Below are 15,351 nucleotides of genomic sequence, written 5' to 3'. Positions count from 1 at the left end.
AGTAGTGAAAGGAAAGGCCGCCGTGGGGCCCCACGCGGGGCCCTACTTCGATAGCACGGCCACTTTGCTCACGCAGCCGTTCTGGCCATTGGCATCGGAGGTGAGCACCAGGTATACGCCCGAGCGCACGCGGCGGCCGTCGGGGTCGGTCAGGTTCCAGGTGACGGTGCCACCAGTGGCCGTGGTGGCGTACACGAGGTGGCCGGCCACGTCAGTAATTTTCACCAGCGCGTTGTTGGCCAGCCCGCCGATGCCCACCAGGCCCGCAAAATCGGGCCGCACGGGGTTTGGGAATACCTGGGCGCAGCTGGGCTTGCCCTCCGTGACGGTGGCCCCGCCGCGGTACGCCAGCACGCCCGAATCGGTAGCCACCCACACTTCGCCAGTTTTGTCGTTCACGGCCACGTCGTTGATGCGGTTGGAGGGCAACGGACTGTTGGCGGTGGTGAAGTGCAGCAGGGCCTCACTGCCGTCGGCGCTGAAAAGCCACAGGCCGTTGTCGGTGCCAAACCACTTGCGGTTGGCCCCGTCCACGGCCACCGATTTCACCACTTCGCTGTAGAGCACCGGAAACCGGCTGCCCTCGCCGCGCTGCACCACCGGCAGCCGGAACGTGCTGGTACCCGCCAGGGCCCCGCTGGGGTCGTCGAGCACGGCCACGCCCGCCGCCGTGGTCACCCACACGGCCCCCGCCCGGTCGTTCACCACGTCGTAAATAGCGGGCAGAATCACGTCGCTGCCCGTGGCGGGGTCCGTGGCCAGCGAAAACTTGCGGGTCGCGCTGGTGTTCGGGTCGACCACCCAAAGGCCGTCGCCACCCTGCCGGGCTTCAGAGGCCCATACCTGGCCAAGGTTGTCGATGGCCAGGCGGTCCAGGTTTTGCGAGCCGTTGAAGTACGGAATGGCGCTCCAAGTGGCCGCGGCGGGGTCGAAACGAAACAGGCCCGAAACGCCGACTTGGCGGTGCTGGTTGGCTACCCACACGCCGCCAGTGGCATCGGGGACTAGGTCCGTCACGCGCACGCTGATGTAGCTGGGGTCATTGGCGGCGATGGTGCGGCGCAACGGGCTGCCCGACGTGCCTTCCGTGAACGTGCGGAACTGGCCGGGGCCCTTCCACTCCAGCAAGCCGTTGCCGTAGCTGGCCACATACAGCGTGCCATCGGCCGTGCGCGCGCCCCGCGCCACGTCAAACGGGTTGGGGTACATGACCGCCGGCAGGGCCCCGTTGATATTGATCCACTGCCCCACCGTGTACTCATAAAAGCCCTCGCGGCGGAAAAACGGCAAGTATCGGTCGGTGTAGCCGCCCGTAAAAACGTCCGTAATGCCCGTATGAGCGTCGGACAGCAAGCTATAGGCCGAGCCGGTGGCGGGGCCATTGGCGGCGAAGGTTTCGGGGGCCTGGCCCGCGCGCAGCCGCTGCACCCCGGCCAGGTAATTGGCCACGTAGTAGCTGCCGTCGCGCGCCGAGTACACCGCGTCCGTTACGTAATCGCCCGAGCCGGCCGAGCCAGCCAGCAGTTGGAACGTCCCCGCGGCGTCGCGGCGGTACACGCCGTAGGCATCGCCGGCCAGCAGCAGGCCGCGCAGCGAGCTGCGCAGCTGCCGGGCGCGGTTTGTGTAGGGCGCGGCCACGGGCTGCCAGGCGTTGGCCGCCCCTCGAAACACATAGATGCCGCCGCCGTTGTCCACCGTGGCGTACACGTGGGGGCCCTGGGTGGCCAACTGGCGGTAGGCTTCGTAGCCGCTGGCCACCACCGGCACCGGCTGGTACACGGCCCAGCTGCGGTAGTCGAGCAGGTTATCAGCCATGCGCGCTACCTGCAAGCCCGCCGACGTGGCCGCAAAGAGCGTATCGTGAGCCACGGCCGTGGCGTACACCCGCACCGCCGTGCCCGCGGGCCCAATGGCGCTGTAGGTATCGCTCACCTCTACCCGGTCCAAGTTCAGCACCACCACCCCAAACGCGGCGGATAAGTAGGCCCGCCGCCCGCTCACCACCGCCTGGTAGATGGTGCGGTCGCTCTGGATACTCTTGCGCAGGATATCGGGCAGGTTGCGCACCTGGCCGTTGTCGCCCAGCAAGTCCACGTTGTTGTTGCGGTACACCACCACCGTCTGGTGGCCCACCGAATCGTAGACCAAAGCCGCCACACCCACGTCGCTCAAGCCATCGCGGCTGGAGAGCGTTTGGGTGGTATTCAGCGTTTTATCAATGAAATAGAAGGCATTTTCCGTGCCCACATACACGCGGTTGCCGGCATCGGCCAGGTGCAGGGGGCGGTTGGTGGGCAGGTGCAGCTGCCAGTCGCCGTAGCCGGCCGTGTTCTGGGCCCGCGCCCCCCGGGGCCCCAGCAAAGGGGCCAGCAGCAATAACACAACCAGCAAACGAGCGAAATGGGGCATACGGCAGGGCCTCAGGAACGGTGAATTAGAGCAAGCCCGCCGCCGTTGCCAACGCCGGGCCCACTGGTTTAGTGCGGGCGCGCCGCCGCCGTTGGGGCCCCCGGCCGCTCCTGCATTCCCGACAGAAAGCACGGGCGGCAGCGGGCTTCGTACGAATCGGTTTCGCCCAGCAGCACCTGTTTTTCGCTGGCCGCGATGCGGAACGAGTACGCGGCCAGCTCGCCGCAGCACACGCACACGGCGTGGACCTTGGTCACGAATTCGGCCGTGGCTAGCAGCGCAGGTATGGGCCCAAAGGGTCGGCCAAGAAAGTCCATGTCCAGCCCGGCCACGATGACGCGGGTGCCTTGGTCAGCTAGCTGTTTGCACACGTCCACCAGCGAGGCGTCGAAAAACTGCGCCTCGTCAATGCCCACCACGTCGGAGCTCGCCGCCAGCAGCAAAATTTCGTCGGGCAGCGCCACCGGCGTCGAGCGGATACTGTTAGCGTTGTGGCTCACCACATCCTGGGTGTGGTAGCGGGTGTCGAGCGCCGGCTTAAAGATTTCAACCCGCTGCCGGGCAATCCGGGCGCGGGTGAGCCGGCGAATCAGCTCCTCGGTTTTGCCCGAGAACATGGACCCGCATACCACTTCTACCCAGCCCCGGTGCGGGGCAGTAAACCGGGGGCCAACTCTGGTTTCAATAAACACGCAGTCAATTAATTAAAGCAAAAACAATGCATTACAAGCAAAAGCCGCTCGCCCTGGTTTGTTGCACAAATTACGGCCCTGGGGCCCCAGCCGCCGCTTGCCCTAGCCGTCGTAGCGCTGGTGGGGTAACTGCGTGGCCACCGGCACCCGGCCGCGCACCTCGCCCGCCAGCAGCCGCGCCTGGCAGGCCAGGCGCTCGTCGGGCGCCAGGCGGCCCGCGGTCCGGTAGCGCACCTCGGCCGCCGTGGGGGGCCCCAGGCACGCGCCTCCGGCACGCACCTGCACCCGGCAGCTGGTGCAGCGCCCGCGCCCCCCGCAAGCGTGCATCCAATCGAAGCCCGCGCCGTGCAGGGCGGCCAGCAGCGTAGCTCCAGCGGATACTTCCAGTACCGCACCGGGTAAGTTCTCTATCGTCAGCAGGGGCATTTGTGCCTAACTTTCGGCGCTTGAACTTCGCCTGAAATGAACGACAAATATAGCCCCGCCAAGTGCGCGCAGTACGGCCACCGCCTCGCCGCCCGGCTTTGCGACCAGCACTTCGGCACCCAGCCCGCCGCCACGCTTGACGGCCCCGCCCTGCTGCGTTTCACGCCCGTACGCCAGCTCAACCTACTGGTACTTCGCCAATTGCTCACGCAGTGGCAAGCCGAGGCCACCCACCTGCGCAGCCCGTATTTTGATTTCGACGCCGCGCCCGTGCAGGCCAGCCTCGCGCAGCTAATGAATATGCTTTCGCGCCACATCCGCCTCGACCGCGCCGCCCTGGAGCCGCTGCTGGCCCAAGCCATTGCGGGGGCACTAGGTCTGGCCACGGCCCCGGCTGCCGCGGCGCAGCACCTGCTATTCAGCGGCCCGGAACCCATTGCTCCAGCAAGCCTGCGCGATAACTTGCGCTACATCGACCTTAACAAAAAATTTTACCAAGGCTTCGTTGACAACCTACCCGACACCACCGAGGGTTTCTCGGCGGAGTTTTTGGGCCACCGCTTCGAGCTTTACCACGCGGCCAACTACCGAGCCCATGACGCCGTGCAACGCTTCGTCGAAACCCTAAGCACCCTACTACCCCTTACCACCGCCGACTTATTGGAGGACGGACCCGTGGCCACCCCGCCAGTACCCACAACCGCAGCCCCACCCGTCGCTGCGGCGCCGGTGGCAACCGAGCCACCGGCCGAGAGCGTTGCGCTACCGCCCGCACCCAACGTGCCGCTCTACGAGAAATTAAAAGCTTCGCAGGGCGATACCCAGCCACTGGCCGAAACCTTGCGCGCCCACGCCACGCCCGCCCGGCCCGCCGAGTACGCGGCCCCCAAGGTTGAAACGTTACGCGCCGCCATCTCCATCAATCAGCGTTTCAGCTTCATCAACGAGTTGTTCAACGGCGAAAACATGGAGTATCACGCTGCCGTCCAACACCTCGACGCACTAGCCACCGCCGAGCAGGCCCGCGCCTACCTGACCGATGAACTCGCCCAGCGCTACGACTGGACGCGCAAGGAAGAGCACATTGGTAAATTGCTCAAGCTCATCGAGCGCAAGTTTACTTAGAAGCTGTTTAGATTAAATTTACGATGACATACTTTCAGTCATCATAAATGGGAATAAATAAATAAATCTCTGATTTGGGGTTAGCAGACTGGCAGCGCACCGAACCGTTGATTACCGTGCGTCGGCGCAGCAAATGGCCCTTGTTGGAAGTGGTAAACGGCATTTTATACGTACTCAAAAACGGCTGTGGCTAGCGCGATTTGCCCAGCAAGTTCCCATGCTGGAACACGGTACATTACTACCTGATGTCACGCACTTAGTTGGGCAAGTTGCTGGAACATGGCTTTTACGCCGACAGCGTAGACTTGGGCTTTGAGACGAAAATGACCGATGCCCCATTTGAGCTTGAGTACTTCGAGTTTGCCATAAGCCAGCAGGACGGCAAAAAAGTGATTGGCCTGCGTGGTCAGCATTTTGCCCATCGATGCATTTTGTTTGAGCGACTTGTGGTATTTTTCCACTTTCCACCGTCTTTGGTAAATCGTGGTCAATTGGGCTTGGTCCAAGTCGGTGTCGCTGCTGACCAGATACAATACCCCTTGGCTGCCGTCTTGGTTTGTAAAGACTTGTCTGCTCACGAGCACCGCCTCTTTGACGGCCCGCAAATAGACGCGCAACAGCTGCGCATCGGAAAAAGCCAGCGTCTACACGGCTTGAAACTAGCCTTGCATCCGCGCCCTTTCGCTCAGGGCCACGGTGCGGGAGGATTCGAGGGCAAAGACGAAGTGATGGCCCAGGGCCCGCACCAGGGTCATGTTCTCGGCTGAGGCGTACCAACTATCGGCCAGCAGGCAGCGGTAAGCCACTTGTGGCTGGGCCACGCGCAACATCTGCTGGAGGTATTCGTTCTTGGTAAAAGGGCTTTGGTAGCTGGTTTTCCGCGTCTGGCCCTGGTAGACCGCGACCGTTTTGCGCACCAGCTCGACGGCCAGTGGCAGGGCCAGTTCCCCCGCCTGGTAGCGCAGGCTGACGAAATTCAGGCCCTTCACGTGGCGCCGATGGCTGTAGTCCTAGTGGTTGAAAACCAAATTGTTGGCATCGGTGTGGGCCTTTTCCAGGATGGAATCATCCACGATGAGCACCGTAAATTCCTCGGCTAGCCGCCGGGCTTCGGCCTGCCGAATCAGCGGCTTGGCATGCCGCCAGACAGCGGCCGGGTCCCACACCGTGCTGCTCAGCCAGTGCGTGATATGGTCGTGGCTCAAGGCCCCGTCGACCAAGCGCGACAAGCCAGTGGCCGTCGTCGGACCCGGCAAACTCAACAAATAATCCGTGGACAGGTCCAGTGTGCAAGTCGTCATAAGCTTATTAAACGGGCAGAACTCGACTCTGACTGCGTAACATCAGTGAGTTATTGAGCATTTTTAGCCTGTACATTCTTGTTCTGCCCATAGCATTCTAGTGGTCTGACAACTTAATTCCGTTTGTAACGGTAACGGGAGGACACCATCCGTTTTTTGCTGATGCCCCGCCTCGCCAAACCCGTCAACTTACCGCCTGCCGATGCCGCTAAATTGCAGGCGATTGTCACAAAAGGCACCCACAAGAGCCGCAAAATCGCACGCGCCCGGGCCCTGCTGGCCATGAGTCGCGGCAAAGGGGCGGCCGCCGTGCAGGCCGAAGGGGGCATTTCCCCACCCAGTACTACCGCCTCAAGGGCCGCTACCTGGCCGGGGGGCTGGCCCAGGCGCTGGAAGAGCGCCCGCGCAGCGGGCAGCCGCCGAAGGTAACGCCGGCCTTGGAAGCGCGCATCACCAGCCTGGCGTGCAGCGACTTGCCGGCCGGTGCGGCCCGCTGGACGCTCTCGCTGCTCAACGAAACCCTGGTCTGCCTCGACTACGGTCCGGCTGTTTCCAAGGAAACGATTCGCCAGGTGTTAAAAAAAGCCAGCTCAAACCCTGGCTAAAACAGATGTGGTGCATCGGCACCATCACGGGCGAGTACCTGGCCAATCTGGAAGACGTGCTCGACGTATACGCGCAGCCGGCCGAAGCGGGCGTGGTGCGCTTGTGCTTCGACGAGCGGCCCTGCCAATTGCTCGACCACGTGCGCACGCCGCTGCCGCCCAAACCCAACGCCCCGGCCAAAGAACACCAGGAGTACCTGCGACAAGGCGTCTGCAACGTCCTGCTGGCTTACAACCTCGACACGGGCCAGCGCCATTTGCAGGTCACGACGACTAAAACCAAGGCCGATTACGCCCAGTTCATGGACTGGCTCGTGCAAACCCACTACCCCGATGCTTCGAAAATTAAGCTCGTGCAAGACAATTACGCGACCCATTCCTACGGGGCCTTTTACGAACACCTGCCCCTGGATACGGCCCGCGACCTGCGCCACCGGCTCGAATTTCACTTCACGCCCAAGCACGGTTCCTGGCTCAACATGGCCGAAATCGAGTTTTCGGCCCTCTCCCGCCAGTGTCTCGACCGCCGCATCGGCACCCAGCAACGCCTCGAAGAAGAAGCCCTGTGTTGGCAGACCAAACGAAATGCGGCAGCGGTCAAAGTCAATTGGTCCTTCACCACCGAAAAGGCCCGCGATAAATTGAAAAACAGGTACGCAGAATTATTCAAAAAAACTGACGAAACTAAGTTGTCAGACCACTAGCATGCACGCTCTATGCCAACTGTTGCGCAATGGTATACCCCGCTAGGGCTGGCAGAATTACTGTTGCTGACCGTCGTAGCTAGCCACATACTATTATCGGGCGCAGCTAGGTCGCATAGGCTACCTAGCTGCGCCCGTTGCCTGTACTGCCCTAGCCCTGGTTTTCACGCGCACGTGTAGACTCCCCCTGTAAGTGAGCCAGTCAAAAGTAGAGGTCAGGCAGCTTGACGAAACTCAATGGGAGTTAAGAAGTTAAGGGTCTCATGGGGCCGCAGGTGATTGTAATCATACTGCCAGCTCTGGCACTGTTCCCGCACCTGACGCAGGCTGGTGAAGAGGTAGGCATTGAGCAGTTCGCGGCGAAACGAGCCGTTAAAGCGTTCAATATAGGCGTTTTGGGTCGGACTGGCGGGTTGAATCCAGTGCAGCTCAATCTGGTGGTCCTGGCACCAGGTCTGCAAGACCTGGCTGACAAGCTCGGGGCCGTTGTCCACCCGAATCCGGGCGGGCAAGCCATAGTGACTAACCAGCGTTGTGAGCAGGGCCACAACGCGCACAGCGGGCAGCGAGAAATCAACCTCGATACCGAGCACTTCCCGGTTCCAGTCTTCCACCACGTTGAGGGTGCGGAAGCGGCGGCCATCGGTTAAGGCATCGCTCATGAAGTCGAGCGACCAGCAGACATTGGGCTGTGGGGGAACTTGCAAGGGTCGCTTGATCCGCTCGGGCAGGCGTTTCTTTTTGCGCCGCTTGCCTAGCTGTAAGCTCATGGCCTGATAGATACGCCATAAGCGCTTGTGATTGACCAGTACGCCCTGCTTGCGCAACCGGTAGTAATACTTCCAAAAGCCCCAGCCGCTGTGGCGCGTGACCAAGGCCTGCAAGTGGCCCACCAGGTCCGCATCGGCGGGCTGGATGCCCCCATGGCCCCCACCAGGTGGCGGGGCATAGCTGTTGCGGGCCAGGCTCACGAGCGTACACGCCTGGCGTTGGCTCAGCCCCCGCCCGCGGGCGTAGTGGGCTACGTCGCGCCGGGCCGTGGGGGTGGTTACTTTTTTCGCAACACCTCCTTAATGACCTGATTCTCCAGGCTCAGCTCCGCGTAAAGCTGTTTGAGGCGGCGGTTTTCGTCTTCTAGGTGCTTGAGACGCTGTAACTCGCTGGTGCTCATGCCACCAAACTTATTTTTCCAGCCGTAAAACGTGGCATCGCTAATACTATGTTCGCGGCAAATCTGGGCGACGGTCTGCCCTTGGTCCTGTTGGCGCAGGATGCCCAGAATCTGGGCTTCGCTGAATCGACTCTTTTTCATGAGTAGCTAAAAATAGAGAAAGTGAAAAGTTACTACTTCTCTCTACTTTTGGCTGGCTCACTTTGAGGGGAAGCCTACACTGCGGCAAAAAATTAGCGGACCAAATCCTGCTTCCTATAAGCGTCAATTGCCAACAGGCTAAAGAGCAAGATGGTAAACGACCACAAAGAAGAACCTCCATAGCTAAAGAAAGGCAACGGTATTCCTACCACAGGAGCCAAGCCCATGGTCATGCCCATGTTTATTGCAATGTGGAAAAACAATATACTGGCCACGCAGTAACCGTAAGTGCGCCCGAATACTGATTTCTGGCGCTCCGCGACGTACAGAATCCGCCACAGCAACGCCAAGTACAGGCCAATAACCGTCAAGCTCCCGGCCCACCCAAACTCCTCGCCTACAGTACAGAAAATAAAGTCGGTGCTTTGCTCCGGTACAAAGTCAAACTTAGTTTGGGTACCCTGCAAAAAACCCTTACCCAATAGCCCTCCCGACCCTAAGGCAATTTTGCTTTGCGTCACGTTCCACCCCTTACCCAATGGATCAGCCGACGGGTTAAGAAGCACTTCGATGCGTTGGCGCTGGTGCGGTTGCAGCACCTTGTTGTAAAAAAAATCAACGCCCACTACCATACCAATAACCAGCGCCCACACGCTAATTGCTATTACCAAATGGTGACGCAACACACGCCGGTTTAGTAGCAATACCGCTGCCAATAGTAGGGTAAAAACTCCTACCAGCCAAAGCTTAGGCACCAGCAAGGCTAATAGCAGAATTATACCTGCAGCTGCTAGTAATAACAGTATCAACGGCGACATACCCTCCCGAAAATAAGCAAGCAGCAGTGCAGCAAATACTAGCGCCTGTCCCGATTCATTGGATGCAACAATCAGCAAAGGCGGCAATAATGTAATACCGGCCAATACCAATTGGTCGCGCCAATTCTGGTACCGCAAGTTGATTCCAGCCATGAACCGCGAAGCAGCCAACGCCGTCGTGAATTTGGCAAACTCTGCCGGCTGCAATCGCACAGGCCCCAACTCTAGCCAAGAACGCGAACCGGCAATGGGCCGCGCCACCAACATCGTAAAAATAAGCAGTAAAATCATCCCCCCATACAAGCCGTAGGCAAGAGTATCGAATGCCTTATAATCCACAACTAATAATACTATAATTAGAACCGCCGCTGTCCCTATCCATAACAGTTGCTTGAACCAATTAAATGCCATCAATTGATCAAATCTCAAATTATTCAGCGGATTGGCTGGAGCGTCAGCTGAATAACTGGCTGCATAAATACACATCCAACCCAACCCAACTAAACTTATATAAATAAGTACGGTTATCCAATCAATACTACGGCTATACCGCGCAGGTGATGAGAGCATCTCAGTATTTATTCTCTAGTAAAAAGCAGTAAATATAAAATACAACCCTGCTTCCTGATGCAAAATTTTATAACTTAGAGCAGTTTCCAAGACAATGTACAGGACGGGCTGCCGGCTTTTTACCGGCTGTCCGCTCGTCGGTAGAACCACCGGCGCAAAAGGTGAGCGGACAGTCGGTAAAAAGCCGGCAGCCCGTCCTGTACATTGTCTTGGAAAATGCTCTAATAATTAGCGTAAGTACCCGTTGCTAATTAGTTTAATGTAAAGAACGTTATGCTGAGCGCAATCGAAGTATCTCTTATTCAGAGTTAACTACAACATTTATATTTAGTTACGCAGCATATATACTTCAACGAGCTTAGCATCGCCGTCTGTTTTAACATGAGCTATTTACCAACGAGTACTTAGAGGATATAATTATTCTATTAGAATGTGAAATAGACCAGCAGCCTTATCTATTTCTGGTAGAGCTAAAAATGCAATGCTTTGTTCTCTTTGAGAAAAAACGAGATGAATTACCCCGACTGTCAAAGCCAATACATTAAGAAGAACAGCCATACGCATTATGGCAAGCAAAATTATCAATGCACGAATTGTTGGCGCTAGTTTGTAACGGCAGACTAATCGTGGTTTATCAGTTCCGCTGATAAGGAATTAATAAATTATTATTAGAACGCATTTCACTTTCTGGTATTTGTCGCGTGTGCGATGTAAGTGAGACGTGACTATTGCGCTACATCAAAAAATTATACGATGCGTTGCCGGAAGACTTAAATACTGATCCTACGCTACCCGATTTAAAAGCGTATTTAGCCGACCGAATGGACGAGTAAATCAATCAATTAGGGGTGCAAAAAAATTCAACGGCACTACAAACTTACCTTCAGATAACGGACGATACGATGCCAGACGAGGAAGTATGTTTTGATAGTAATGAAGCAAGTGTATGTGTTTTACAAGATGTTATGAAAACCAATGACGTGCTTGTCGAGAAAGCATACAGCAAAGAACGGGGCCGGCGAGTAGAATTTTTTGGCATTCAGTTAGACGAAATGTGGACATTTGTTCAAAACAATAAAAACAAGCAATGGCTATGGCTGGCCTTAAATCCAGCGAATAGGCAAATCATTGCTTTTCAAGTTGGTGGACATTCTGGAAAAGATGCGCAGCTATTTTATGAAAAGATTCCAGCAGCCTTTAGATAATGTGTTGGATTTTTATCGGACTATTGGCCGGCTTATGTGGGCGCCTTTAAGGAGGAGCAGCATTTTGGCGTTGGAAAAGGCAGCGGCTTGACGGCTTTTATTGAGCGATTTAATTGCACACTGAGACAAAGGGCTACTAGATTAGTTAGAAAACCATTAAGTTTTTCTAACTAATTAACCAATCATATTGACGCAATTAAATATTTTATTGGTCACAACCGCTAGTGAAAACTATGCGCTTTCAGCGCAAAACTTTCAGTTGCTACCCACGGCCGTAGTTTTGCGTCATGAACAACGCCGGGGTAGGCATACCTTTTCGTGACTACCAGCGCACGTGGTCTGGGTCACGAAGACCGCTATCATGTGCTGACGGGGGACGTACAGCGCCGTTGCCGCGACCTCATCAAGCAAATCTGCGACGCAGAGGACGTGCGAATGCTGAAAGGGGTAGTGAGCAAAGACCATGTGCATATCGAATATGCGCCATCCAAGTCCATTAGCAACCTGCTAAAGCGGTTGAAAGGGCGCACCTCACGGCAGTTGCAGGAAGAGTACCCATTGCTGCGCAAAAAGGATTGGGAGCGGCATTTCCGGGCCGTTGGGTACGGGTGTGGAGTACGGGCAACATCATCGATGAGCTGGTGCAACAATACCTGGAACACCAATGAGAAGCCTTCAAAAAATACAGCGGCAACATTATCCTGGGCTAGGAATTTTATTCCGGTTGCGTAAAACCTGTAGACTTCCAGTCCATAGTGGTTTATTTGCGATTATAATTGCAAAATGAAAGCATTACATTAAACGGACTACCCTAATTTTTAATTCTGTACATAAACATGGGAACCGTTCTAATGGCACTTTCTACCTCAAACCACCAAATAGCAACCCCATAATTTCCCCATTAGGGGCAATATACAATGCAAAACGCCCGCCGCTGTTGAAAGCGGCAGGCGTTGGGGAATAAAATAAAGTTGGCGGCGACCGACTCTCCCACCGGTGAAGGCAGTACCATAGGCGCACCGGGGCTTAACGGCTCTGTTCGGAATGGGAAGAGGTGAACACCCGGGCTAAAGCCACCATTGCTGGCGGGGGTTGCGGCGTTCTGTTGTCCTGCTCGCGCAGGAACGCAACCCTCAATAACTCGACGTAAGGGACAAAAACGAAACGCATGGCGCGCGCCATCGAAATTATGCGAAGCCCTCGGGCCATTAGTACGGCTCGGCTGTTCCATTTCTGGTTTTTCACCTGCCGCCTATCCACGTGGTCGTCTCCCACGGCCCTTCCAATTGGGATATCTCATCTCCAGGTGAGTTTCGCACTTAGATGCTTTCAGCGCTTATCTCCTCCCAGCGTAGCTACCCGGCGCTGCACCTGGCGGTACAACCGGCGCACCAGCGGCTGGTCCATCCCGGTCCTCTCGTACTAAGGACAGGTCCTGTCAAATATCCAACGCCCACCACAGATAGGGACCGAACTGTCTCACGACGTTCTGAACCCAGCTCGCGTGCCACTTTAATCGGCGAACAGCCGAACCCTTGGGACCTTCTCCAGCCCCAGGACGTGACGAGCCGACATCGAGGTGCCAAACCTCCCCGTCGATATGAGCTCTTGGGGGAGATCAGCCTGTTATCCCCGGCGTACCTTTTATCCTTTGAGCGATGGCCCTTCCATGCGGAACCACCGGATCACTATATCCGTCTTTCGACCCTGTTCGACTTGTAGGTCTCGCAGTCAAGCCCGCTTCTGCTATTGCGCTCTGCGTCCGGTTACCAAGCGGACTGAGCGGACCTTTGAAAGCCTCCGATACTCTTTTGGAGGCGACCACCCCAGTCAAACTACCCAGCAGCCACTGTCTCCGCGTTCGCGGATTAGGCATCAGGCACGGCAAGGGCGGTATTTCAACGTTGGCTCCCCGAGACCTAGCGGCCCCGGTTCAGCGCCTCCCGCCTATGCTACACATGCCGAACCCAACACCAATGGCAACCTATAGTAAAGGTGCACGGGGTCTTTCCGTCCCGTGGCGGGTACTCGGCATCTTCACCGAGACTACAATTTCACCGAGCTCACGGCTGAGACAGCGCCCAGATCGTTACACCATTCGTGCAGGTCGGAACTTACCCGACAAGGAATTTCGCTACCTTAGGACCGTTATAGTTACGGCCGCCGTTTACCGGGGCTTCGATTCAAACCTTCGCAAGGTCGCCCCCACTAAGTTCCCCTCTTAACCTTCCGGCACCGGGCAGGTGTCAGGCCATATACGTCCGCTTGCGCGTTGGCATAGCCATGTGTTTTTGTTAAACAGTCGCCTGGGCCTTTTCACTGCGGCTTCTCTGGCTTGCACCAGAGGAAGCGACCCTTCTCCCGAAGTTACAGGTCCATTTTGCCGAGTTCCTTGGCCGTGATTCACTCGAGCGCCTCAGGATACTCTCCTTGACCACCTGTGTCGGTTTGCGGTACGGGTGATGAATCAATTAAAACGCTTAGCAGGTTTTCTTGGCAGTCGGATTAGGCACACTATCCGCGTGGCCCGAAGGCCGTGCGGTACTATCAGGTTTCGGCTAGGTGAGCGTACTTAACTACTCTCCCACTACCTACGCCCTTCAACGGGCACTTCCGTCCGCCCGCGGTGCTTTCACTTCTGCGTCACTGCATCACTTCAATTCATCAGTGCTGGACTATTAACCAGCTGGCCATCGAATACACCTCTCGGCTTTTCCTTAGGTCCCGACTAACCCAGCTCCGATTAGCGTTGAGCTGGAAACCTTGGTCTATCGGCGTGGGGGTTTCGCACCCCCATTATCGTTACTCATGCCTACATATGCGTTTCTCCACGCTCCACCGCCCCTGACGAGACGGCTTCTCCGCAAGAAGAATGCTCCCCTACCACGCAACTGTCTTGCAAGTCGCATCCAAAGCTTCGGTACCAGGTTTGATGCCCGCGTATTATCGACGCCCGATCGCTCGACCAGTGAGCTGTTACGCACTCTTTAAAGGAATGGCTGCTTCCAAGCCAACCTCCTGGCTGTCAAAGCAATCGGACCTCCTTTGTTCAACTTAACCTGGATTTAGGGACCTTAGCTGTTGGTCTGGGTTCTTTCCCTCTCGGCCGGGGACCTTAGCACCCCAGGCCTCACTGCCGGCTATACGTGCTGGCATTCGGAGTTCGTCAGGATTCGGTAGGCTCTGACACCCCCTAGTCCTATCGGTAGCTCTACCTCCAACACGCTCTACGCCGACGCTGTACCTCAATACATTTCGGGGAGTACGAGCTATTTCTCAGTTTGATTGGCCTTTCACCCCTACCCACAACTCATCCAAATCCTTTTCAACGGAAACTGGTTCGGACCTCCAGTGCGTGTTACCGCACCTTCATCCTGGTCATGGGTAGCTCACCGAGTTTCGCGTCTACCCCCCCCGACTACGCGCCCTGTTCAGACTCGCTTTCGCTGCGGCTCCGGGCCTTCAAGCCCTTAACCTTGCCGGGGAGGAGTAACTCGTAGGCTCATTATGCAAAAGGCACGCCATCAGGACACTAAATCCCTCTGACTGCTTGTAAGCACACGGTTTCAGGTTCTTTTCACTCCGGTATTCCCGGTTCTTTTCACCTTTCCCTCACGGTACTAGTTCACTATCGGTGTCTCAGGAGTATGTAGCCTTAGCGGATGGTGCCGCTCGCTTCAGACGGGGTTTCTCCGGCCCCGCCCTACTCAGGATCCCACTACCGTAAATCAGAATTGTCGCTTACCGGGCTCTCACCGTCTCTGGCACCGTTTCCCACCGGCTTCAGCTAACTCGATTTAATCAGATCTCGTGGTCCTACAACCCCACAGCGGCCGTGACCGCCGTGGTTTGGGCTCCTCCCCGTTCGCTCGCCACTACTTGGGGAATCATTGTTATTTTCTTTTCCTGCAGGTACTTAGATGTTTCAGTTCCCTGCGTTTGCCACCGCGGGTCAAGCCCGTCGGTTCACGACTCTTCCAGTCGCGGGGTTGCCCCATTCGGAAATGCGCGGATCACCGGGCATGTGCCCCTCCCCACGCCTTATCGCAGCTTATCGCGTCCTTCTTCGCCTCTGAGACCCTAGGCATCCCCCGTGTGCTCTTCATTACTTCGCTTTCGCAACGTGTTCTCCTGAGAGAACTCGCCGTCCTCCAAAGAGACACGGCGCGCTGCGCTTCGTTTTT

Annotated in this window: 11 protein-coding genes, 2 rRNA genes and 2 pseudogenes; 7 read left to right on the top strand and 8 right to left on the bottom strand. The window is 56.9% G+C overall.

From position 1 onward, the window contains the following. Nucleotides 1-42 precede the first annotated feature (42 nt). The 3 genes from porZ to DDQ68_RS18760 all read right to left on the bottom strand — a co-directional run bounded on the left by porZ (nt 43) and on the right by DDQ68_RS18760 (nt 3,527). Nucleotides 43-2,409: a type IX secretion system anionic LPS delivery protein PorZ gene (gene porZ / locus DDQ68_RS18770; RefSeq protein WP_162550248.1), complete on the bottom strand. Its 2,367-nt coding sequence runs from the start codon at nt 2,407-2,409 to the stop codon at nt 43-45. 68 nt (nt 2,410-2,477) lie between these two features. Next, the gene (locus DDQ68_RS18765) at nt 2,478-3,101 is read right to left on the bottom strand and encodes a thymidine kinase (RefSeq protein WP_109657671.1); all 624 of its coding nucleotides are present in this window, start codon (nt 3,099-3,101) and stop codon (nt 2,478-2,480) included. A gap of 102 nt (nt 3,102-3,203) precedes the next feature. Beyond that, entirely contained in the window at nt 3,204-3,527 is a 324-nt protein-coding gene (locus DDQ68_RS18760; protein WP_109657670.1) for a 2Fe-2S iron-sulfur cluster-binding protein, read from the bottom strand. Nucleotides 3,528-3,563: 36 nt separating this feature from the next. Here DDQ68_RS18760 and DDQ68_RS18755 point away from each other — a divergent pair, with 36 nt between their 5' ends. Next, nucleotides 3,564-4,652 carry a DUF8457 domain-containing protein gene (locus DDQ68_RS18755; RefSeq protein ID WP_109657669.1) on the top strand — a complete coding sequence of 363 codons (1,089 nt, stop codon included), beginning with the start codon at nt 3,564-3,566 and terminating at the stop codon, nt 4,650-4,652. 248 nt (nt 4,653-4,900) lie between these two features. Here the strand turns inward: DDQ68_RS18755 and DDQ68_RS25035 are convergent. Continuing rightward, nucleotides 4,901-5,953: pseudogene (locus tag DDQ68_RS25035) on the bottom strand (IS701 family transposase). Between the two features lie 212 nt (nt 5,954-6,165). Between DDQ68_RS25035 and DDQ68_RS24470 the strand changes: the two are divergent. Together DDQ68_RS24470 and DDQ68_RS18725 are read left to right on the top strand one after the other, a co-directional pair. Next, complete coding sequence (locus tag DDQ68_RS24470; RefSeq protein ID WP_109657664.1) at nt 6,166-6,558, top strand: helix-turn-helix domain-containing protein; 393 nt, start codon at nt 6,166-6,168, stop codon at nt 6,556-6,558. Between the two features lie 5 nt (nt 6,559-6,563). Continuing rightward, nucleotides 6,564-7,262, top strand: a complete 699-nt coding sequence (locus tag DDQ68_RS18725; protein WP_109657663.1) for an IS630 family transposase — start codon at nt 6,564-6,566, stop codon at nt 7,260-7,262. Nucleotides 7,263-7,477: 215 nt separating this feature from the next. Here the strand turns inward: DDQ68_RS18725 and DDQ68_RS18720 are convergent. Then, a protein-coding gene (locus tag DDQ68_RS18720; protein ID WP_109657662.1) for an IS3 family transposase occupies nt 7,478-8,574 on the bottom strand; the annotation gives its coding sequence in 2 pieces (ribosomal slippage) (nt 7,478-8,325 and nt 8,325-8,574; 1,098 coding nt in all). 92 nt (nt 8,575-8,666) lie between these two features. Beyond that, the gene (rodA, locus tag DDQ68_RS18715) at nt 8,667-9,962 is read right to left on the bottom strand and encodes a rod shape-determining protein RodA (protein ID WP_109657661.1); all 1,296 of its coding nucleotides are present in this window, start codon (nt 9,960-9,962) and stop codon (nt 8,667-8,669) included. 510 nt (nt 9,963-10,472) lie between these two features. Here rodA and DDQ68_RS25030 point away from each other — a divergent pair. The 4 genes and pseudogenes from DDQ68_RS25030 to tnpA all read left to right on the top strand — a co-directional run bounded on the left by DDQ68_RS25030 (nt 10,473) and on the right by tnpA (nt 11,835). Beyond that, nucleotides 10,473-10,568: an IS1/IS1595 family N-terminal zinc-binding domain-containing protein gene (locus tag DDQ68_RS25030; protein WP_438830711.1), complete on the top strand. Its 96-nt coding sequence runs from the start codon at nt 10,473-10,475 to the stop codon at nt 10,566-10,568. Nucleotides 10,569-10,864: 296 nt separating this feature from the next. Continuing rightward, the gene (locus DDQ68_RS23085; RefSeq protein WP_162550245.1) at nt 10,865-11,167 is read left to right on the top strand and encodes an IS1 family transposase; all 303 of its coding nucleotides are present in this window, start codon (nt 10,865-10,867) and stop codon (nt 11,165-11,167) included. A gap of 36 nt (nt 11,168-11,203) precedes the next feature. Next, a complete protein-coding gene (locus tag DDQ68_RS24860) occupies nt 11,204-11,341 on the top strand; it encodes a hypothetical protein (RefSeq protein ID WP_109657660.1) in 138 nt (45 codons plus the stop codon). Between the two features lie 160 nt (nt 11,342-11,501). Then, nucleotides 11,502-11,835, top strand: a pseudogene (gene tnpA, locus DDQ68_RS18705) (IS200/IS605 family transposase). A gap of 301 nt (nt 11,836-12,136) precedes the next feature. On the opposite strand, the gene rrf reads toward tnpA, so the two are convergent. Both rrf and DDQ68_RS18695 read right to left on the bottom strand, forming a co-directional pair. Then, nucleotides 12,137-12,248, bottom strand: a 5S ribosomal RNA gene (rrf, locus tag DDQ68_RS18700). Nucleotides 12,249-12,355: 107 nt separating this feature from the next. Continuing rightward, nucleotides 12,356-15,282 (bottom strand): 23S ribosomal RNA (locus DDQ68_RS18695). Nucleotides 15,283-15,351: the final 69 nt, after the last annotated feature.

Origin of the sequence: Hymenobacter nivis (assembly GCF_003149515.1) — a bacterium.
Taxonomy (GTDB): domain Bacteria; phylum Bacteroidota; class Bacteroidia; order Cytophagales; family Hymenobacteraceae; genus Hymenobacter; species Hymenobacter nivis.
This window is presented reverse-complemented; position numbering and strand designations above follow the sequence as displayed.

Bases quoted from the DNA above. Each gene is read 5' to 3' on its own strand.
- DDQ68_RS18725 (WP_109657663.1), top strand. From the start codon at position 6,564: ATGTGGTGCATCGGCACCATCACGGGCGAGTACCTGGCCAATCTGGAA.
- DDQ68_RS25030 (WP_438830711.1), top strand. From the start codon at position 10,473: ATGAATTACCCCGACTGTCAAAGCCAATACATTAAGAAGAACAGCCAT.
- DDQ68_RS23085 (WP_162550245.1), top strand. From the start codon at position 10,865: ATGCCAGACGAGGAAGTATGTTTTGATAGTAATGAAGCAAGTGTATGT.
- DDQ68_RS18755 (WP_109657669.1), top strand. From the start codon at position 3,564: ATGAACGACAAATATAGCCCCGCCAAGTGCGCGCAGTACGGCCACCGC.
- DDQ68_RS18760 (WP_109657670.1), bottom strand. From the start codon at position 3,527: ATGCCCCTGCTGACGATAGAGAACTTACCCGGTGCGGTACTGGAAGTA.
- rodA (WP_109657661.1), bottom strand. From the start codon at position 9,962: ATGCTCTCATCACCTGCGCGGTATAGCCGTAGTATTGATTGGATAACC.
- porZ (WP_162550248.1), bottom strand. From the start codon at position 2,409: ATGCCCCATTTCGCTCGTTTGCTGGTTGTGTTATTGCTGCTGGCCCCT.